The sequence below is a fragment of the Pseudomonas sp. BNK-7 genome (assembly GCF_048072025.1).
Taxonomy (GTDB): domain Bacteria; phylum Pseudomonadota; class Gammaproteobacteria; order Pseudomonadales; family Pseudomonadaceae; genus Aquipseudomonas; species Aquipseudomonas danubii.
Map to the genome: position 1 here is coordinate 1,253,145 of NZ_CP182252.1, position 19,259 is coordinate 1,272,403.

21 protein-coding genes and 1 tRNA gene are annotated in these 19,259 nt (G+C 63.3%); 17 read left to right on the top strand and 5 right to left on the bottom strand.

The window, feature by feature from the left end:
- Positions 1-20 precede the first annotated feature (20 nt).
- The 3 genes from ACMGF8_RS05840 (at position 21) to ACMGF8_RS05850 (ending at position 1,534) form a co-directional block, all read left to right on the top strand.
- A complete protein-coding gene (locus ACMGF8_RS05840) occupies positions 21-602 on the top strand; it encodes an RNA polymerase sigma factor (RefSeq protein ID WP_060836949.1) in 582 nt (193 codons plus the stop codon).
- Entirely contained in the window at positions 599-1,273 is a 675-nt protein-coding gene (locus tag ACMGF8_RS05845; protein WP_250329840.1) for a hypothetical protein, read from the top strand. Before ACMGF8_RS05840 ends, ACMGF8_RS05845 begins: the two co-directional genes overlap by 4 nt.
- 72 nt (positions 1,274-1,345) lie before the next feature.
- Positions 1,346-1,534, top strand: a complete 189-nt coding sequence (locus ACMGF8_RS05850; RefSeq protein ID WP_102862572.1) for a hypothetical protein — start codon at positions 1,346-1,348, stop codon at positions 1,532-1,534.
- Positions 1,535-1,552: 18 nt separating this feature from the next.
- Here the strand turns inward: ACMGF8_RS05850 and ACMGF8_RS05855 are convergent, their stop codons facing one another.
- The 3 genes from ACMGF8_RS05855 to ACMGF8_RS05865 all read right to left on the bottom strand — a co-directional run bounded on the left by ACMGF8_RS05855 (position 1,553) and on the right by ACMGF8_RS05865 (position 3,104).
- Positions 1,553-2,017: a hypothetical protein gene (locus ACMGF8_RS05855; protein WP_102862573.1), complete on the bottom strand. Its 465-nt coding sequence runs from the start codon at positions 2,015-2,017 to the stop codon at positions 1,553-1,555.
- Complete coding sequence (locus tag ACMGF8_RS05860; RefSeq protein WP_416758979.1) at positions 2,001-2,852, bottom strand: hypothetical protein; 852 nt, start codon at positions 2,850-2,852, stop codon at positions 2,001-2,003. Before ACMGF8_RS05860 ends, ACMGF8_RS05855 begins: the two co-directional genes overlap by 17 nt.
- A 175-nt stretch (positions 2,853-3,027) precedes the next feature.
- Positions 3,028-3,104, bottom strand: a tRNA-Arg gene (locus tag ACMGF8_RS05865).
- A 188-nt stretch (positions 3,105-3,292) separates the two neighbouring features.
- On the opposite strand from ACMGF8_RS05865, the gene ACMGF8_RS05870 reads away from it, so the two are divergent.
- The 9 genes from ACMGF8_RS05870 (at position 3,293) to ACMGF8_RS05910 (ending at position 10,990) form a co-directional block, all read left to right on the top strand.
- Positions 3,293-3,835 carry an RNA polymerase sigma factor gene (locus ACMGF8_RS05870; RefSeq protein WP_162884103.1) on the top strand — a complete coding sequence of 181 codons (543 nt, stop codon included), beginning with the start codon at positions 3,293-3,295 and terminating at the stop codon, positions 3,833-3,835.
- 119 nt (positions 3,836-3,954) lie between these two features.
- Positions 3,955-4,182 (top strand): RebB family R body protein, encoded by a 228-nt coding sequence (locus ACMGF8_RS05875; protein ID WP_011058560.1) that lies wholly within the window; start codon positions 3,955-3,957, stop codon positions 4,180-4,182.
- Positions 4,183-4,206: 24 nt separating this feature from the next.
- Positions 4,207-4,869, top strand: coding sequence for a hypothetical protein (locus ACMGF8_RS05880; RefSeq protein ID WP_250329842.1), 663 nt, complete (start codon positions 4,207-4,209; stop codon positions 4,867-4,869).
- Positions 4,870-5,038: 169 nt separating this feature from the next.
- Entirely contained in the window at positions 5,039-5,560 is a 522-nt protein-coding gene (locus ACMGF8_RS05885; protein WP_416758982.1) for a hypothetical protein, read from the top strand.
- A gap of 112 nt (positions 5,561-5,672) precedes the next feature.
- A complete protein-coding gene (locus tag ACMGF8_RS05890) occupies positions 5,673-5,987 on the top strand; it encodes a RebB family R body protein (protein ID WP_011058563.1) in 315 nt (104 codons plus the stop codon).
- 55 nt (positions 5,988-6,042) lie between these two features.
- Positions 6,043-6,357 carry a RebB family R body protein gene (locus tag ACMGF8_RS05895; protein WP_102862578.1) on the top strand — a complete coding sequence of 105 codons (315 nt, stop codon included), beginning with the start codon at positions 6,043-6,045 and terminating at the stop codon, positions 6,355-6,357.
- Between the two features lie 378 nt (positions 6,358-6,735).
- Positions 6,736-8,178 carry an NADP-dependent succinate-semialdehyde dehydrogenase gene (gene gabD, locus ACMGF8_RS05900; protein WP_416758985.1) on the top strand — a complete coding sequence of 481 codons (1,443 nt, stop codon included), beginning with the start codon at positions 6,736-6,738 and terminating at the stop codon, positions 8,176-8,178.
- Positions 8,179-8,355: 177 nt separating this feature from the next.
- A complete protein-coding gene (gene gabT, locus ACMGF8_RS05905) occupies positions 8,356-9,633 on the top strand; it encodes a 4-aminobutyrate--2-oxoglutarate transaminase (protein WP_102862579.1) in 1,278 nt (425 codons plus the stop codon).
- 142 nt (positions 9,634-9,775) lie between these two features.
- On the top strand, positions 9,776-10,990 hold the full coding sequence (locus tag ACMGF8_RS05910; RefSeq protein ID WP_102862580.1) for a response regulator: 1,215 nt from the start codon (positions 9,776-9,778) through the stop codon (positions 10,988-10,990).
- Between the two features lie 106 nt (positions 10,991-11,096).
- Here ACMGF8_RS05910 and ACMGF8_RS05915 read toward each other — a convergent pair whose 3' ends face one another.
- The gene (locus ACMGF8_RS05915) at positions 11,097-12,089 is read right to left on the bottom strand and encodes a GGDEF domain-containing protein (protein WP_416758987.1); all 993 of its coding nucleotides are present in this window, start codon (positions 12,087-12,089) and stop codon (positions 11,097-11,099) included.
- Positions 12,090-12,276: 187 nt separating this feature from the next.
- The gene (gene desA, locus ACMGF8_RS05920) at positions 12,277-13,461 is read right to left on the bottom strand and encodes a delta-9 fatty acid desaturase DesA (protein WP_102862582.1); all 1,185 of its coding nucleotides are present in this window, start codon (positions 13,459-13,461) and stop codon (positions 12,277-12,279) included.
- A gap of 146 nt (positions 13,462-13,607) precedes the next feature.
- Between desA and dibA the strand changes: the two genes are divergently transcribed.
- From dibA to cysW, 5 genes are all read left to right on the top strand, one after another.
- On the top strand, positions 13,608-15,527 hold the full coding sequence (dibA, locus tag ACMGF8_RS05925; protein ID WP_102862583.1) for a phosphodiesterase DibA: 1,920 nt from the start codon (positions 13,608-13,610) through the stop codon (positions 15,525-15,527).
- 513 nt (positions 15,528-16,040) lie between these two features.
- Positions 16,041-16,223, top strand: coding sequence for a sulfur starvation response protein OscA (oscA, locus tag ACMGF8_RS05930; RefSeq protein WP_022643503.1), 183 nt, complete (start codon positions 16,041-16,043; stop codon positions 16,221-16,223).
- A gap of 172 nt (positions 16,224-16,395) precedes the next feature.
- Positions 16,396-17,406 (top strand): sulfate ABC transporter substrate-binding protein, encoded by a 1,011-nt coding sequence (locus tag ACMGF8_RS05935; RefSeq protein ID WP_416758990.1) that lies wholly within the window; start codon positions 16,396-16,398, stop codon positions 17,404-17,406.
- A 149-nt stretch (positions 17,407-17,555) separates the two neighbouring features.
- Entirely contained in the window at positions 17,556-18,374 is an 819-nt protein-coding gene (cysT, locus tag ACMGF8_RS05940; protein ID WP_102862585.1) for a sulfate ABC transporter permease subunit CysT, read from the top strand.
- A 13-nt stretch (positions 18,375-18,387) separates the two neighbouring features.
- Positions 18,388-19,257: a sulfate ABC transporter permease subunit CysW gene (gene cysW / locus ACMGF8_RS05945; protein ID WP_016968484.1), complete on the top strand. Its 870-nt coding sequence runs from the start codon at positions 18,388-18,390 to the stop codon at positions 19,255-19,257.
- Positions 19,258-19,259: the final 2 nt, after the last annotated feature.

A 19,259-nucleotide genomic window follows, 5' to 3' on the forward strand; every position in this document is an offset into this window, starting at 1 on the left:
AACAGGAGTTCATCCGCCCCATGTCTGCTCCTCAAATGTCCACCGATGCCAGCAGCGATGAAGCGCTGCTGGCGCGTTATCGCGCCGGAGATCCGACGGCTTTCGAGGTGCTGTACCAGCGCCACCGCCAGGGCCTGTATGGCTTTGTGCTGGGCCTGTGCGGCAAGGCCGAGCTGGCGGAAGAGGTCTACCAGGACACCTGGCTCAGCCTGATCCGCAGCGCCAGCCAACCCCAGGGTCGGGCCAGCTTTCGTACCTGGCTGTATCAGATCGCGCGCAACCGCCTGATCGACCACTGGCGCAAGCACGGCCAGCGCAACCCGCTGCACGACAGCTACGACGAACAACTGCACGGCGAAACCGACCAGGCTCCCGGCCCCGAACAGCAACTGAGCCTGTGCCGCGACCAGCAGCGTATCGAAGCCGCCTTGCAGGACTTGCCCGAAGACCAGCGCGAAGTGTTCCTGCTGCGGGCCCACGGCGACCTGGAACTGCCAGAGATCGCCAGCCTGACCCAGGCGCCCCTGGAAACGGTGAAAAGCCGTTTCCGTTATGCGCTGAAAAAATTGCGTCGGCTCCTGGCCGAGGAGGTACTCACATGACTGACGCCCGACAGACCCCGTCCCCTGAAGAGCAGATGCTGGCGCACATTCGCCAACACAGCGCCCAGGAGCCACCGGCCCATCTGGATGCCCTGATCCTGGCCACTGCGCGCCGCGAAGCCCCTGCGCCCAAGCCGAGTCTTTGGCAGCGCTGGATGCGCGCCTGCCAGCGGCCGCGCTATCAACTGGCCTTTGCCAGCCTGTTTGGCGTGGCCCTGGTCATTGGTTTGCTGCGGCCTTCCCCGGAGCACTATCCACAAGAGCAGGCCTTTGTTCCCGCGCCCGCGCCCGCTCCAACCCCAGCGGCGCCCATGGCGCGTCAGGCGGCGCCACGCTCCGCCGAGCTGGCCGGGGCTTTGAGTGTCCCTGAGCCCATGACTGCGGCAGCCCCTGTGGGCAGTTTTGCCGCGGCGCCAGAGCTCGAAGCGCTGAGTGACGCAGCGCCACCAGCGATGGCCAAGCCCAGGGCTGAGTCGAGCAAGTTGGCCCAACGCATGTCGGCCCCGGCCGAGCTGCGGACCCTCAAGCGGTTGGATAAGCAGCTTCAGGCGGTCTTGCGCTTGTGGGAAGGCGGCCAGAGTCGCGAGGCGGCCGAGCTGCTGCTGCAGCTGCATGAACAGTATCCACAGGAGGATCTGGACGCGCGCCTGCAAGCCTTGCGTCGTCAATAAGGTGCGGGGGTTGGCTGTCGCCAGGGAAAGCGCGCACTATCTGCGCAGTTTCCAGAAAGTGAGAGGCCGGTCATGGCACCCCGCATCGACCGTATAGCGGCAATGTTGAACTGCCCGATCAAGGGCGCGGATATCCGTCAGGCCATCAAGGAGAGTCGCAAGGACTTTGGCCTGGAAGAGGCTGAAGAGGGCGCCGATCCCGAGGCGCAGGACGAAGCCGAACAAGCGCAGCAGGACGCCGAAGCCGCCGAGGATGAATAATCCCGGCGGCCGTCGGGTTCAGCTGTAGGGCAAGGCGGGCAGGTCGATGAACTCGGCGCAGGCACCGTCCGCGCTCATGCGCCGGGCCCGTTCCGGCAGCAGCCGGGCGTGATTTTCCACCTGCCAGCGATACCAGCTCAAACGCTGCACGATGCGCCGCCGGCAGGGCTCCGGCAGCTGTGCCAGCAGATCGACGCTCTCGGGCGCCCAGCGGGTCCGGGTCGAGTAGTAGCCGAACAGGTTTTCCCGCAGGCCGAAGCAATCCTCGATGGTTTCCCCAACGCTGTAGACGTAAAGCTCGAAGGCGCTGCTCAGTTGCTGTGCGCCATCGGCGTGGTCCCGCAGGTAAGCGAAGATCCCTGGCCAGTTGATGCAGTACAGGTGCTCGTCCCAATCGCCATCCCGGGTCAGGTACTGGCCCTGGCCGCGAAAGAACTGGGGCATTTCCTGACGTTCCAGGGCCACTTCAAAGTTGCTTTTCATCGCGTATTCCTTCGACGTCGGTGATGTTCACGGACAGCGCCACGCATTCGATCACGCAGTCAAAACCGATTTCCAGGTGCAGGTGATAACCGGGGTTGAGGCGGGTGAGCTGGGTACGCATGCGCCCGTCGAAGCGCGTACCGCTGAGCGCCAGTTCGCTGATGCCCTGCACCTTGAGCAGCAGGCGGCAGTGGGTCGGGGTCTGGCTCGCCGGCCAGGTGCAAGGCACGGACAGACGCCCCAGGTCGCCATACAGTTGCAGGCTCAGTTGCTCGCCTTGAAACACCGGGCCCTGGGTATTGAAGTCATAGGGCGTGGCCGCCTCATTGAAGACCGTTCGCCAGGCTTGGCTGTTGTCGATGTTGAACAGCCAGTCGCGGGTGCCCCGATCCCGCTGCGCAATCGCCCTGCATGCCTGCAGAGAAGGCAAGCGGGCGCGGATCAGGTCCTCGTGCCACCGCTCCCGGGCCGCGATCAGCAGGCGCTGGAAGAAGTCCCGGCTGTCGTAGAGCACCGCCGGCCAAGTGCTGGGCCATTGCGCGTATTCGTCGTCATCTTCAGCAGGCTCCCAGATGTTGTCGAAGTCATAGTCCGGATCGTCCAGTGCGGCTTGCAGAACCTCCACCAGCCGTTGCCGATGACGGAAGTTCTGCTGGGGGTAGTCGCGCCGCAACGCGTAATGACGGATCAGGTATTCGCGGTCCTGGGAATCATTGGGGTTGTAGCGGCTCAGTTCGGCATCCCGCTCCGGGGGCATGTCATAGCCCATGAAACAGCTGACCCAGTCACGAATGTCTGGCTCGAAGGGATGGTTGAGCAGGGGATGGCGCAGCATCGGGACCTCCTGTCCGGGGGGGCTGGGAATGTAGCAAGTCGCGCTCCACCGGGACAGCCTCCAGTCGCGAGCCGTCGTCCTGGATCAGGGAGTGAATGAGGCTGCTGCCGGCAACGCCGGCTTTCGGAAACAAAAAAGCCCCAGGCCATCAGACCTGGGGCTTTCTCGTTGAAGCTGGTGCACCCGGCGGGATTCGAACCCACGACCCCTGCCTTCGGAGGGCAGTACTCTATCCAGCTGAGCTACGGATGCAGTGCGGGCGACATCATACCTATGTCGACTCGAAGCGTCCACGCCGGCTTGCATCCCTTTTCCACCGCCCGGCGCAATCCCCGGAAACCCGGGCCGTAGTGGCAGTTTTTCCCGCTGCATCGGCCGGTCGGCCCAGCGCAACCTGCAGCCATATCCGTGCAGTCACGGGGCACAGGGAGGTGCGGGAGATGAACTGTTTAATGCAAGAGGGCCTGCCGACAGCGTTGGCGGATCATCTGTTCGAGGCGAGCTGGAAGGCGGTGTTGCCCGGGTTGCAGCGTCGTGCCCGGCAGTTGGCGCGGGGCAACGCCGATGGCGCCCAGGAGTGGCTGGCGGCCACGGCGATCAAGGCGCTGCTGTTCTTTCGCCGTTCGCCGGAGCGGATTCGCGATCCCCAGGGCTTTCTGTTTCTGGTGCTCGATCATGTGTTTGTCGACAGCTGTCGGCGGCGGGCGCGGGAGCAGCGTCTGTTCGTGGATTTCGCCGATTTCGAGGACGACCCGCTGCAGCAGCTGGAGGCGCCGCAGATGTCGGTGCTGGAGCAGGTGGAACTGCTGGAAACCCTGGCCCTGCTCAGTCGGCGGGTGGCGCAATTGCCCTTTAAAAAACGCCGCTTGTTTGAACTGAAGTTTGTCGACGATCTGCCCTACCCGAACATCGCCGCCGAGCTGGGAATGAACCAGCCCCTGGCGCGCAAGCATGTGCAATTGTTGCGCGAGGCCCTGCGTTGAGGGCGTGGCAGGATTCACAGCGGGTGCGCCGGGACGTTCTTGTTCAGTGAGCCTGTTTTCGACGCTGTAGCCGGTGCCGCCGCCTTCTGCGGTGGGCCATTCCATCTAAGGAGAGATGTATGCCCGATCCAATGGTCAACTCGCAGATCACCGATGCCGTGACCCAGACCAACGTCAAGGTGGTGGCCGAAGCCCCGGCCCAGGCCATCGCCTCGTTGTATCAGGTGGCCAGCCACTCGGCGGGCCTGTCGTTGCAGAACGCGGTCAACAGCCAGCAGGCGCTGAACCAGATCTCTAACGCGGTGGTGTCCAAGGCCGTGGCGTTGATCATGGCGATCGGCGAATAGGGCTGATCGCCCAGGAGAATCGTCATGGCATGGTTCAAGAAGAAAACCCCACCCACAGCCGCGGCCGATGACACCGCGAGCGCGGCGGCCGGCCCCAGTCCGGGTGCGGAAACGGCCGAGCCGCAGGCGGCGCCCAGCGAGCCCACGTCGCCCGGCACCGATGCGGCGGCCGAGTCTGCGCCATCACCGCCGTCCGCCGCCGCGCGGCCTTCGGTGATGGAGACGATGAACGCCCATTTGCTCAAGCAGGCCGGCAGCCCCAGCACCGACAGCACTGATGCGCTCAACAGCCAGATCGTCCAGGCGGTGCAGTTCACCAATGCCCAGACGTTCAGCTATGCCCCGGCGCAGATCGCTGCCGCGCCGGACATGATGATCAGCCAGGCCGCCGGTCTGGTGGCGCAGTCGGCGGCGGGGTATTTCGACGGGGTCAGCAAGCTGGCCCTGGCGGCCCAGGCGGTGCTGCTCAAGCAGATGACCGAGAACATCGTCAAAGAGAACGTCAAGGGCGCCGCCGAGGATGCCCTGGGCGTGCTGGCCACCGACCTGATGGTCGGTGCGGCCGCTGCTGTGGCGGCTGCGGCGGGGGCGATGGAAGCGGAGGCAGCCGGCATGGCCATCGACAAGATCGACGCCAGCATCGCCAAGTACAGCGCCACTCTGGCCAATCGATCGTCGTCTTCCTGAGTCCGACCCTCGGGCGCGCAAGGCGCTCGGGGCCGTCGTGCAAGAGGCGCCGGCGTTCGCCGGCCGCTCTGTTCACCCCAGGCGTTGAAGTTCGACGGACCCGGTGCCCAGCCCTTCAACGCCATTCATCAACAAGGAGCATGCAATGGCGAATGAAGAGCAAACCCCGATGGCGACGATACTTCTCTTTGCCGAGAAGTATCTGAATCGTCCGTTGACCCAGGTCGAGCGCCAGGTGCTGGAGGCGTTTGTCCAAAACAAGCCGCTGGACATGTCCAAGTCTGCGCAACAGAGCGTTGATCAGGCGCGGCAGCGGGCCGTCGAGCTGATAGAGGCCGATGAGCAGCGCACGCGCAAGATCATCGAGCAGTTGTCGGGGGCCGGTGCCGGCAAGGCTGATCCCCAGGCGCGCGAGCTGGTGCTGCGTCAGCTGCTGGCGGCGGCCGAGCACCAGTCCGCGGCCGCCACTCCAGCGCCGACTGGCGCAGCGGAACCGGCAGCGGCGCCGAGTGCGGACAAGGTCGCGGCACCCGCCCCAGCTCCTGCCACTGCCGACGATCCAGCCCTCAAGGCAACGATCAGCGCCCTGGTGCAGCAGGAGGTGAAAGCCGCCGTCGAGGCGCGCATGGCCGAGTTGTCGCAGAAGGTCGAGGACACCCTCAAGCAGGTGCTCGCCGCTGCCGGGCAATGAGTCCCCCCTGAAATAAGCCGAGGGTCCCGGGCAATACGGTTCACAGCAAAACGGCTGCCACGTTCACTCAAAGACACGGAATGCTCCGTGTACTAACAAAGGAAGTTGAGCCATGCCACTTGTAAACGAACAAATCACCGATGCCGTCACCCAGACCAACGTCAAAGTCGTCGCCGAAGCGCCGGCCATGGCGATGGGCACCATCTACCAATCCATGGCCCAGGCCACCGCGATCCTGTTCCAGAACTCGGTCTCGGCGCAGCAGCAGCAAAACACCCTGGCCCAGGCCGCGACCAACCAGGGCGTGATGCAGATCTACAGCGTCGACACCACCGCCGGCGCCGCCGCCACCGAGAAGGTTGCCCAGGGCGGGGTCTCCGACAACCTCACCAGCCTGCTGACGGTGCTCAAGTCCTTCCAGAGCTGAGTGGCTGAGCGCCTGATTTCCCGTTGAACTTTCCTGCTGAAAAAATGGAGTTTTTATGAGCACAGTCAGTCCGCAAATCACCGATGCCGTGACCCAGACCAACGTCAAGGTCGTTGCCGAAGCACCGGCCATGGCGATGGGCACCGTCTACCAGTCCATGGGCCAGTCCGTGGCCATCCTGTTCCAGAACTCGGTGTCGGCCCAGCAGCAGCAAAACACCCTGGCCCAGGCGGCCACCAACCAGGGCGTGATGCAGATCTACAGCGTCGACACCACCGCCGGAGCGGCAGCCACCGAGAAAGTCGCCCAGGGCGGCGTGGCCGACAACCTCACCAGCCTGTTGACGGTGCTCAAGTCGTTCAGTAGCTGATCCTTTCCCTGGCGTCACGCCAACGCCCCCGCGGTCTGCAGGCCCCGGGGGCGTTGTCTTTTCGGCGGTTGCGAGTGACGTTGATCTGAAATTTTTAACCTGAAGGACGTTTACGTTCTTTTTTTCGAACAGCCTATTGTCCTTTACCCCTGTTGACCCTAGGATTCGTTTGAGATTTCAAACGCTCTTGCCTGGGTGCCCAAGCGCACGTCTATCCTTGTGTGCGACATTTTCGTGCTTTTACCCAGTGAACGATTTTCCTGACGGCAGCTTTGTCCAGGGCTTGCAGACGCGCCAGCGCGGTCCATGCCTGACAGGGCGCCTTTTTTACAATCACAATTCGCCCCGCGTATGCGCGGTGCTGTTAAGGAAGCCGACATGCAGCTCAAAGACGCCCAGTTGTTCCGCCAACAAGCCTTCATCGATGGAGCTTGGGTTGACGCGGACAACGGTCAGACGATCAAGGTCAACAACCCCGCTACCGGTGAAATCCTCGGTACCGTACCCAAGATGGGCGCCGCCGAAACCCGCCGCGCCATCGAAGCCGCCGACAAGGCCCTGCCGGCCTGGCGTGCCCTGACCGCCAAGGAGCGCGCCACCAAGCTGCGCCGCTGGTATGAATTGCTGATCGAAAACCAGGACGACCTGGGTCGCCTGATGACCCTGGAGCAGGGCAAGCCGCTGGCCGAAGCCAAGGGCGAAATCGCTTACGCCGCCTCCTTCATCGAATGGTTCGCCGAAGAAGCCAAGCGCATCTACGGTGACGTGATCCCGGGCCATCAGCCGGACAAGCGCCTGATCGTGATCAAGCAGCCGATCGGCGTGACCGCCGCCATCACCCCGTGGAACTTCCCGGCGGCGATGATCACCCGTAAAGCCGGCCCGGCCCTGGCCGCCGGTTGCACCATGGTCATCAAGCCCGCTTCGCAAACCCCGTTCTCGGCCCTGGCCCTGGTGGAACTGGCGCACCGCGCCGGGATCCCCAAAGGCGTGCTCAGCGTGGTCACCGGCAGTGCCGGCGACATCGGCGGCGAGCTGACCAGCAACCCGATCGTGCGCAAGCTGTCGTTCACCGGCTCCACCGAAATCGGTCGCCAGCTGATGGCCGAATGCGCCAAGGACATCAAGAAAGTCTCCCTGGAACTGGGCGGCAACGCGCCGTTCATCGTGTTCGACGACGCCGACCTGGATAAGGCCGTCGAAGGCGCGATCATCTCCAAGTACCGCAACAACGGTCAGACCTGCGTCTGCGCCAACCGCCTGTACATCCAGGATTCGGTCTACGACGTCTTCGCCGAGAAGCTGAAAGTGGCGGTGGCCAAGTTGAAGATCGGCAACGGTCTGGAAGAAGGCACCACCACCGGCCCGCTGATCGATGAAAAAGCCGTGGCCAAGGTCCAGGAACACATCGCCGACGCCCTGAAAAAAGGCGCGACCCTGCTGGCCGGTGGCAAGTCCATGGAAGGCAACTTCTTTGAGCCGACCATCCTGGTCAACGTGCCGAAAGACGCGGCCGTGGCCAAGGAAGAAACCTTCGGCCCGCTGGCGCCGCTGTTCCGCTTCAAAGACGAAGCCGAAGTCATCGCCATGTCCAACGACACCGAGTTCGGCCTGGCGTCGTACTTCTACGCCCGCGACCTGGGGCGTGTGTTCCGTGTGGCCGAGGCCCTGGAATACGGCATGGTCGGGGTCAACACCGGCCTGATCTCCAACGAAGTGGCACCGTTCGGTGGCATCAAGGCTTCGGGCCTGGGCCGTGAAGGCTCCAAGTACGGGATCGAGGATTACCTGGAAATCAAATACCTCTGCCTGGGTATCTGATCCGGTTTCAAGCGCCGGGGGCACGAGAGCGCTGTCCCCTGGCGCCGCTTTAAAAACGCACTTTTTCAAGGTGGCCCGGGACCGCTCCGGCAGTCGATCATCGCATGCTGTCGCAGGCGCTTCCCCGCCCCGCAACCCTTGAATCACACCGCTGTAGCCGCGGTGAATGAGGACACTATGAGCAAGACCAACGCATCCTTGATGAAACGCCGTGAAGCCGCTGTACCACGCGGTGTTGGCCAGATTCACCCGATCTTCGCCGACAGCGCGAAGAACGCCACCGTCACCGACGTTGAAGGCCGCGAGTTCATCGACTTCGCCGGCGGTATCGCGGTACTGAACACCGGTCACGTGCACCCGAAAATCATCGCCGCGGTGACCGAGCAGTTGAACAAGCTGACCCACACGTGCTTCCAGGTTCTGGCCTACGAGCCTTACGTGGAGCTGTGCGAGAAAATCAACGCCAAGGTTCCGGGTGACTTCGCCAAGAAAACCCTGCTGGTGACCACCGGTTCCGAAGCCGTGGAAAACGCCGTGAAGATCGCCCGTGCCGCCACTGGCCGCGCCGGCGTGATCGCCTTCACTGGCGCCTACCATGGCCGCACCATGATGACCCTGGGCCTGACCGGTAAAGTCGTGCCTTACTCGGCCGGCATGGGCCTGATGCCAGGCGGTATCTTCCGTGCGCTGTACCCCAACGAACTGCATGGCGTGAGCATCGACGACTCCATCGCCAGCATCGAGCGCATCTTCAAAAATGACGCTGAGCCACGTGATATCGCTGCCATCATCATTGAGCCGGTGCAAGGCGAAGGCGGTTTCTACGTCGCGCCCAAAGAGTTCATGAAGCGCCTGCGCGCCCTGTGCGATCAGCACGGCATCCTGCTGATCGCCGACGAAGTGCAGACCGGCGCTGGCCGTACCGGCACCTTCTTCGCCATGGAACAGATGGGTGTTGCCGCCGACCTGACCACCTTCGCCAAATCCATCGCTGGCGGCTTCCCGCTGGCCGGTGTCTGCGGCAAGGCCGAATACATGGACGCCATCGCTCCAGGCGGCCTGGGCGGCACCTACGCCGGTAGCCCGATCGCCTGTGCCGCCGCTCTGGCGGTGATGGAAGTGTTCGAAGAAGAGCACCTGCTCGATCGCTGCAAGGCGGTGGGCGAGCGTCTGGTGACCGGCCTCAAGGCCATCCAGGCCAAGTACCCGGTGATCGGCGAAGTGCGCGCCCTGGGTGCGATGATCGCGGTGGAACTGTTCGAGAACGGCGACAGCCACAAGCCGAACGCCGCTGCTGTGGCTCAGGTCGTGGCCAAGGCTCGCGACAAGGGGCTGATCCTGCTGTCCTGCGGCACCTACGGCAACGTGTTGCGGGTCCTGGTTCCGCTGACCTCGCCGGACGAGCAACTGGATAAAGGCCTGGCCATCATCGAAGAGTGCTTCGCTGAACTCTGAGTGGTTGCTGCTGTGACCTGATCGACAAAAAAACCCGCTTCGGCGGGTTTTTTTCATCCCCAGGCGGTCCATAGGGGATTTGCGCTGTATGGAAGCCCGTGCATTGACTAAGGTGCAAAGGATTGCCTAGGGAGCGTGCTGCATGACCGCTGTTGATTTACCCGCTGTACCTCGTGTGCTGATTGCCGAGGCCGATCCCTGGTCTCGCGATTTGCTCAAGCAAGTGCTGCTCAACGTGCGCTGTGACGCGCGTCTGGATCTGTGTGCCGACGGTCAGGAAGCCCTGGAACTGTTGAGCGCCAAACCTTATGACCTGATCATTGCCGACTGGGAGTTGCCGGGCATCGACGGTCTCGCCTTGCTGCGCTCCGTGCGCCAGCGCAAGCGCAACCCGTTGCAGCCATTCATTCTGCTCAGCGTGCGCAGCGACAGTGCCAGCGTGCGCGAGGCCTTGCCTCTGGCACCCACGGCCTACCTGACCAAACCCTTGAACATGGAAAGCCTGACCCAGCGCCTGCAGGGGCTGCTGCTGGATGCTGGCCAGGAGGTTGCCTGCGAGGTGCCGACCCTGGCCCCGGGCATGACCCTGTGGACCTTTCTTGAACGCCGTCGCGAGATCGCCGATGGCGCGCCGCTGCTGACCGATGTGCAATTGGCGGTCAAGCGCAGCCTCAACCCCGACGGGCTGGACCTCAAGCTGCTGGAGGAGGAGATCCGCACCGATCCCCAGATCACTGCCGTGCTGATCTGCGCCGCCAACAGTGCCGCGCAACACAACGGTGAAGGCGTACAGACCCTGTCCCAGGCCCTGCACCGGCTGGGTACCGGGCAGAGCATGAACCTGATTCTGGGCCTGGCCCTCAAGCGTAGCGCGCGGCTGAGCGAGCCGGCCCTGGCTGACTATGCCGAGCGCTACTGGGAGTTGTCCCTGCACACGGCGGAATATGGTCGGACCCTGGCCCGCCTGCTGGACCTGGATCAGGAGCGTTGCTATTGCGCGGGCCTGTTGCACCGGTTGGGCGATCTGGCATTGCTGCGTTGTCTGCAAGAGTGGAAGCAGGCCGGTGGCGAACTGGATGAGCAGGAAGAAATCGGTGATGCCCTGGAGCGCTTCGGTGCCGCCTATGGTTCGGCGCTGCGCACTCGCTGGCGCATGCCCCTGGAGCTGCGTGAACTGATCGCCTCGATCTACCAGTTGGGCGGAGGGGTCTATTCCCGCGAAGCCCTGGTGATGAACCTGGCGGCGCAACTGGCGCGGCTGACCGAACATGAAGGGGTGGAGGAGGTGGCCCGCAGCAAGACGGCGCGCCTGCTGAAAGTCGGCTTGCCGGAGCTTTCCCGCCTGCGCAAGGGCTGATCCTCTTTAGCCGCCGGCTCGCCGGCGAAGACATTCGCCACCGCGCTGTGGGCCTTTAGGGCCTGTTCGCCGGCAAGCCAGCTCCCACGGATGGGGGCGCGCGTGGTTATCCGCTGACGATGCGGTTCTTGCCCTGGCGCTTGGCTTGGTACATCGCCGCATCGGCCCGGGCGAACAGGCTGTCGAGGCTTTCATCTTCGCGGCGTCGGCTGCTCAGGCCCTGGCTGATGGTGATGTTGAAGGTCTGGCCCTGGCAACTGAAGGTCTGCCGCTGAATCTCGCGCTGCAGGCGTTCGGCGACCTGATGGGCCATGTCCGCGCTGCAGCCGGGAAACACCGCCGCGAACTCTTCACCGCCGATGCGCCCGAACAGGTCTCCCCGACGCAGTGCAGCCCGTCCGCTCTCGGCAATGCGCTGCAGAACGATGTCGCCTTCGGGATGGCCGTAGGTGTCGTTGATCACCTTGAAGTCATCGATGTCCAGCAACAGAAAGACCAGGGGTAAACCTTGCCGGCGTGCCTCTTCGAACTCGCGGTTGGCGCATTCGAAGAAGTGCCGGCGGTTACTGCTCTGGGTCAGCACATCAGTGGTGGCCAGGCGTTGCAGCTCGGCTTCCAACTGCTTCTTTTCGGTGATGTCTTCGGCAATGCCCACCACGATCAGCCGCTGCCCGGGTTCGGTGTTGCGGTTGATGAAGCATTTGTCGCTGAGCCAGCGCACCTGCCCCTGGGCATCGATGATGCGGTACTCGCGATCTTCTACCGCGCCCCTGTCCAGGACCTGGGCCAGGCTGCGCTCGGCGTATTCCAGGTCGTCGGGGTAGATGCTGTCGCGCCACTGGTTGAAGTCCGCCAGCAGCAGGCCTGCCGGGCGACCGAAGATCCGTTCATAGGCCGGGCTGACGTACAGCACCTGGCGGTTGTCCCAATCGAAGGCCCAGAGCACTGCATTGACGCTGACCAGCAGGGCGCTGAACAGCTGCTCGCGCTCGGTCAGGCGGGCGACTTCGCCCTGTGCATGCATCAGGGCCATCAGGGTTTGCGCGGCTTCGGGCCACTGGGGAAGCGAAGATGGAGTGTGTGAATTCTTATTGACCATCGGCACAGATCTCAAAGGGCGTGCCGCGCCAAGTTCGACAGCGGCCACAACCAAGCCCGCCTGGGTGGCGAAGTGTTCAGTGAGATAGGGGATCGGACGCTAAGTTCCCAGCCGTTGCGGCGATACTTGGCGCGCCCGCCGGACGGTCGCAGTCGCCCCTCGCCGGCTTGTGGCGAGGGGCTTTGGCTCAGGCTGCGGTAGGACGCAGGGAGTAGGTTTTCAGCTGATTGGCGAAGTCCCGCAGGGACTGGATACCGCTGGCCTCGGCCTCGTGCACCCAGTCCTTGATCGCCGCCAGCATATCGTGGCCGTTGGCGCTGGTCTTGACCCAGATCTGCTGCAGGGCCAGGCGCTTTTCGTAGATCACCTTCAACGCCTGGCTGTGTTCCAGCATGGTCTGGATGCGCAGGTGGTGGCGGTCTTCCAGCAGGCTGGTTTCCCGGGACAGCAGGCGCTTGGCGCGATGGAACTGGTGGCGCACCGAGTGATCGACCTTGGCCAGCTCCTGCTTCACCAGCGGGCCGATCACCAGCTTGCGGTACTGGGCCATGATCTGGAACCGGTTGTTGAGGATGGCCATGGCAGTGTCCATGTCCAGGTGGCCCTTGCCTTCGACCCGGTGGGCGATAGGCGCTACGCGCTGGACCTTGGCCAGGCGCAGGAAGCTGAAGACCTTGATCCAGGCCCAGCCCATGTCGAACTCCCACTTCTTCACCGAGAGCTTGGCCGAATTGGGGTAGGTGTGATGGTTGTTATGCAGTTCTTCGCCGCCGACGATGATGCCCCAGGGCACCAGGTTGGTGGCGGCGTCGCGGCATTCGAAGTTGCGGTAGCCGACGGCGTGGCCCAGGCCGTTGATCACGCCGGCGGCCCAGAATGGAATCCACATCATCTGGATCGCCCAGATGGTGATGCCGATGGTGCCGAACAGCAGCAGATCGATGACCGCCATCAGCGCGATACCGCCCAGCTTGTAGCGGCTGTAGAGGTTGCGCTCAATCCAGTCTTCCGGGCAGTTCTTGCCGTAGATGCGCAGGGTTTCCGGGTTCTTGGCCTCTTCGCGATACAGCTCGGCGCCCTTGCGCAGCACCGTGGACAGGCCCTTGATCACCGGGCTGTGGGGGTCGTCGACGGTCTCGCACTTGGCGTGGTGCTTGCGGTGGATGGCGGTCCACTCGCGGGTGTTCTGCGCCGTGGTCAGCCACAGCCAGAAGCGGAAGAAGTGTTTCAGGCCGGCGTTGAGTTCCAGGGAACGGTGCGCGGAATAGCGATGCAGATAGATCGTGACCGCAACGATGGTCACGTGGGTCATCAACAGAGTGACTGCCACCAGTTGCCAGGCGGACAAGCCAAGTAAACCTTCGTACCACATAGGCGATAAGGCCCTCGATAAAGAAAAAAACAGCCCAGGCATTATCACCAAGCCCGCGGAGAAAACCAGTCGCCCTTTCAGATAAGAGTGGCGGCATGTTTCTTCCTCTATAATCCCGAACTTTTCGTGTGGAAATAGACGGACTTATGTCGGTTTCTTATCGCAATGGCTTGCGTGCCGCGCTGCTCTATCTGCTGCTGTCCCTGATCTGGCTGCAGTTCAGTGGTTATTTACTGAGCAGTTTCTTCGATGAATTTGCCGATCAGGCCTACTGGCACGAGGTCAGTGGCTACGCCTGGGCACTGGTCAGCGCGGTGCTGATCTTCTTTGCCCGGGCTCGCCTGTTGCGAGTCATGGGCGCCGACCGCTGGTTGCGCCATCAGCAGAAGGATCGCGAGCGCCTGCGCCAGGCGGCGGCAGTGTTCGACTGCACCCGCGAGGGCGTGCTGGTCAGCGATACCCAGGGCCAGATTGTCCACGTCAATCGCGCCTTCATCGAGATCACCGGCTACCAGCGCGAAGAAGTGCTGGGTCGCCAGCCGAGCCTGTTCAAGTCCGGCCACCATTCGCCGGACTTCTACAAGGCGATGTTCGACTCGCTGCAGAAAACCGGCGAATGGAGCGGCGAAATCTGGAATCGACGCAAGAGCGGCGAGATCTACCCGCAATGGCAGAGCATTCGCGCGATCCGCGATGAGCAGGGCGAGCTCACCCACTATGTCGCGGTGTTCTCCGACATCAGTGCAATCAAGGATTCCGAGCACGAACTGGCCCACCTGGCCCACCACGACCCCTTGACCGACCTGCCCAACCGCCTGCTGTTCACCGATCGTGCCGAACAGGCCCTGGCCTCGGCGCAGATCCACAAGCGCGGCTGCGCGATGCTGATGATCGACCTGGATCATTTCAAGATGATCAACGACAGCCTCGGTCACAACGTCGGCGACCAGTTGCTCAAGGCCGTGGGCGAGCGCCTGGGAGGCATGTTCGGCCCGGGCATGACCCTGGCGCGTCTGGGAGGCGACGAGTTCGCAGTGCTGGCCGAAAGCTGCCCGCAACTGGTGCAGGCCGCGGCCCTGGCGCAGCGCATCATCGACGGCCTCAAGGAGCCCTTCCAGCTGGGTGAACAGCAGGTGGTGATCAACGCCAGCATCGGCATCAGTCTGTTCCCCAGTGACGCCCTGAGCGCCAGCCAGTTGCTGCGCAACGCCGATGCGGCGCTGTTCAAGGCCAAGAGCGCCGGGCGCAACGGCTATGCCCTGTACACCGAGGAACTCACCGCCCATGCCCAGCAACGGGTGGAGATTGCCTTCGAACTGCGCCGGGCCCTGGAGCAGCAGGAACTGCGGGTCTACTACCAGCCGGTGCACGATCTCAAGAACAGTCGCCTGATCGGCGTCGAGGCCCTGGTGCGCTGGGAGCATCCGCAACGCGGCCTGGTGTCCCCGGCGGAGTTCATTCCGATTGCCGAACGCACCGGGATGATTGCCGAGATCGACGCCTGGGTCATGCAGCAGGCCTGCCGGCAGATGTGCCAATGGCAGGCTGAAGGTGTGGTGCTGTCGTTTGTCGCGGTGAACGTATCGACCCGTCTGTTCGCGCGCAGCGAGCTCTATCAGCAGGTGGCCCAGGTGCTGCACGACACCGGCCTGGACCCGGCCTACCTGGAACTGGAGGTCACCGAAAGCGCGGTCATGGACGATCCCGAGGTGGCGCTGGAGCAGATGCACCGTCTGCGTGAACTGGGCATTCGCCTGGCCATCGATGACTTCGGTACCGGCTACTCGTCCTTGCTGCGCCTCAAGCGCCTGCCGGTACAGAAGCTCAAGATCGACCAGGGTTTTGTCGCCGGCCTGCCGTTCGATGAAGACGATGCGGCGATCTCTCGGGTGATCATCGCCCTGGCCCAGAGCATGGGCATGCAGGTTCACGCCGAGGGTATCGAGCAAGCGGAGCAGGCGCGGTTCCTGCTCGAACACGACTGTGACCTGGGCCAGGGCTACTGGTTCGGCCGGCCGGTGCCGGCAGAGCAGCTCGACTGGAGCAATGCCCCCGCCATCCGTTGATACCCCTGTAGCCGCTGCCGCAGGCTGCGAACGAGCTGGGCGCCACTCCGACACAGCGGTTGCGGCGATGTCAGAACGTCAAGGGGTCGTCTATGGATCGCCAGGCAAGGCCCTGCGGGCCTTGTCGCAGCCTCGCGAAAGCTCGGCAGCGGCTACAGGATCGAATGCGCCATGGCCAGGGGAGTTCCCAGGCTCCGCCCGGACGGGCGCGCCGACCAAACGGCCTTCCACCAACCCTTGTAGCCGCTGCTGAGCCTGCGAAGCTGCGAACGACCGCAACGCGGGCGCAAATGTTGTAGACCGCTGAAGGCCTGAAGGCCTGACGGCCTTGTCGCAGCCTCGCAGGCTCGGCAGCGGCTACAGGGGCTAAGCTGCTGTCAGGTCGAATAATTTTTCTGGTTATATAAACATTCTTAAACAGTATTTTTAAGAATATCCGCGCCTATCTACTATTGCTCCCACGCCGCAAGCAGTGCCGCCACTGCCAGGCACCTTTCACTCAGGAGCAGCACCATGAGCGCATCTCTACGTAGCGTTGACGGCCAGGACGAAGCAACCATCTTGCGGGAAATTCAAAGCGCCCTGCGCGACCTGCGCTTTGGCGCGGTGGAAATCACCGTGCACAACGCCCAGGTCGTGCAGATCGAACGCAAGGAAAAATTCCGCCTGCAACAGCCCGGCAACAAACCCAGCTGACTGCAGCGCAGTCGAAGACCGCATCACCCTCTCGTGATCGAGAGGCCCGACTGGACAACCGGAGGGCGTCATCCATGACCCCCAGTCTGAACCCCAGCATTCGCCCACGAATGCGGGCCTGATTCGCCATAAGAAAAATGCCAGCACTTTAAAAAATTTCGGGAGCTCCATCATGTCGTCGATTCGCCGTTATGCCCTGGCCGCCCTCGCCAGCGCCGTTTTTGCCGGTTCCGCCATTGCCAAGGATTACGAGCTGCTCAACGTGTCCTACGACCCGACCCGCGAGCTGTACCAGGACTACAACGCCGAGTTCACAAGCTTCTGGAAGCAATCGCATCCCGGCGACAACGTGAAGATCCAGCAATCCCATGGTGGTTCCGGCAAACAGGGCCGGGCGGTGATCGACGGCCTGCGCGCCGACGTGGTGACCCTGGCCCTGGCCGGTGACATCGACGAAATCGCCAAGCTTGGCAAGACCCTGCCGGCGGACTGGCAGAAACGCCTGCCCGACGCCAGCACGCCCTACACTTCGACCATCGTGTTCCTGGTGCGCAAGGGCAATCCCAAGGGCATCAAGGACTGGGGCGACCTGATCAAGAAAGACGTCTCGGTGATCACCCCCAACCCGAAAACCTCCGGCGGCGCGCGCTGGAACTTCCTTGCTGCCTGGGCCTATGGCCTGAAGGCCGGCGGTAGTGAGGCTCGTGCCCAGGAATACGTCAAGGAGCTGTTCAAGCACGTGCCTGTGCTGGACACCGGCGCTCGCGGCTCGACCATCACCTTCGTCAACAACGGTCAGGGCGACGTGCTGCTGGCCTGGGAAAACGAAGCCTTCCTGGCCCTCAAGGAAGACGGCGGCGCCGACAAGTTCGACATCGTCGTGCCTTCGCTGTCAATCCTTGCCGAGCCGCCAGTGGCGGTGGTGGACAAGAACGCCGAGAAGAAAGGCAACACCGAGATCGCCGAGGCCTACCTCAAGCACCTGTACAGCCCGGCCGGCCAGGAAATTGCCGCGAAGAACTTCTACCGCCCGCGGGACAAGGACGTCGCCGCCAAATACGCCCAGCAGTTCCCCAAACTTGACCTGGTGACTATCGACAAGGACTTCGGCGGCTGGAAGACTGCGCAACCGAAATTCTTCAACGACGGTGGTGTGTTCGACCAGATCTACACGGCCCAGTAAACCTGTTGTAGGAGCTGGCTTGCCAGCGAAGGCGCCCTCAAGGGCCACACCAGGCAGCAGGCCCCTTGGCCGGCAAGCCGGCTCCTACCAGGTAGAGCCCGCATTCAGTTGCGGGCTTTGCGTATCCGCTCCGTTAACCAAGGACTTTTATGTCGCGTCGTATCTCCCCCGTCATACCCGGCTTCGGGCTGACGCTGGGCTACACCTTGGTGTACCTCAGCCTGATTGTGCTCATCCCCCTGGCGGCGATGTTCGTGCATGCCGCGCAACTCACCTGGGAACAGTTCTGGGCGATCATTTCGGCGCCACGGGTGCTCGCCGCGCTCAAGCTGAGCTTCGGTACCGCGCTCTATGCGGCCATGATCAACGGCGTCATCGGCACCCTGCTGGCCTGGGTCCTGGTGCGCTACAGCTTCCCCGGGCGCAAGGTCATCGATGCCATGATCGACCTGCCGTTCGCCCTGCCCACCGCCGTGGCCGGCATTGCCCTGACCGCGCTCTACGCGCCCACCGGCCTGGTGGGACAGTTCGCCACCGACCTGGGCTTCAAGATCGCCTACACGCCCCTGGGCATCACCCTGGCGCTGACCTTCGTCACCCTGCCATTCGTGGTGCGCACGGTGCAGCCGGTGCTGGCGGACATTCCCCGTGAAGTGGAAGAGGCCGCCGCCTGCCTGGGCGCCAAGCCCTGGCAGGTGTTCCGCCACATCCTGGTGCCGGCCTTGCTGCCGGCCTGGCTCACCGGCTTTGCCCTGGCCTTCGCCCGGGGCGTCGGCGAGTACGGCTCGGTGATCTTCATCGCCGGCAACATGCCGATGAAGACCGAAATCCTGCCCCTGCTGATCATGGTCAAGCTCGACCAGTACGATTACACCGGCGCCACTTCCATCGGCGTGCTGATGCTGGTGGTTTCCTTCATCCTGTTGCTGCTGATCAACCTGCTGCAGCGGCGCATCGAACGTCCATAAGGAGGCGCGACTCATGTCTCAATCGTCTATCGCCGCCTCGTCGGCCAACGCCGCCCGCCGTGGCAGCGCCACCTCGCGGCGGGTGCTGATTGGCCTCGGCTGGCTGATCTTTGCCCTGTTTTTGCTGCTGCCGTTGTTCATCGTGGTGTCCCAGGGCCTGAAGCTGGGCATCGGTGCGTTCTTTGAAGCGATCTTCGAGCCCGATGCCTTGTCGGCGCTGAAACTCACGGTGATCGCGGTGCTGATCTCGGTGCCCCTGAACCTGGTGTTCGGGGTCAGCGCCGCCTGGTGCGTGAGCAAGTACTCGTTCCGCGGCAAGAGCATCCTGGTGACCCTGATCGACCTGCCGTTCTCGGTGTCGCCGGTGATCGCCGGCCTGGTCTATGTGCTGATGTTCGGCGCCCAGGGCCTGTTCGGCCCGTGGCTTTCGGATCACGACATCCAGATCGTCTTCGCCTTGCCGGGCATCGTCCTGGCCACCATCTTCGTCACCGTGCCCTTCGTCGCCCGGGAACTGATCCCGCTGATGCAGGAGCAGGGCACCCAGGAAGAGGAAGCCGCCAGGTTGCTGGGGGCCAATGGCTGGCAGATGTTCTGGCACGTCACCGTGCCCAATATCAAATGGGGCCTGATCTATGGCGTGGTGCTCTGTACCGCCCGGGCCATGGGCGAATTCGGTGCGGTGTCGGTGGTATCCGGGCACATTCGCGGGGTCACCAACACCCTGCCGCTGCACGTGGAAATCCTCTACAACGAGTACAACCACGTGGCCGCCTTTGCCGTCGCCAGCCTGTTGCTGATCCTTGCGTTGTTCATCCTGCTGCTCAAGCAGTGGAGCGAATCCCGAATCAACCGCCTGCGCGCCAGCGCCGCGGAGGAATAAGT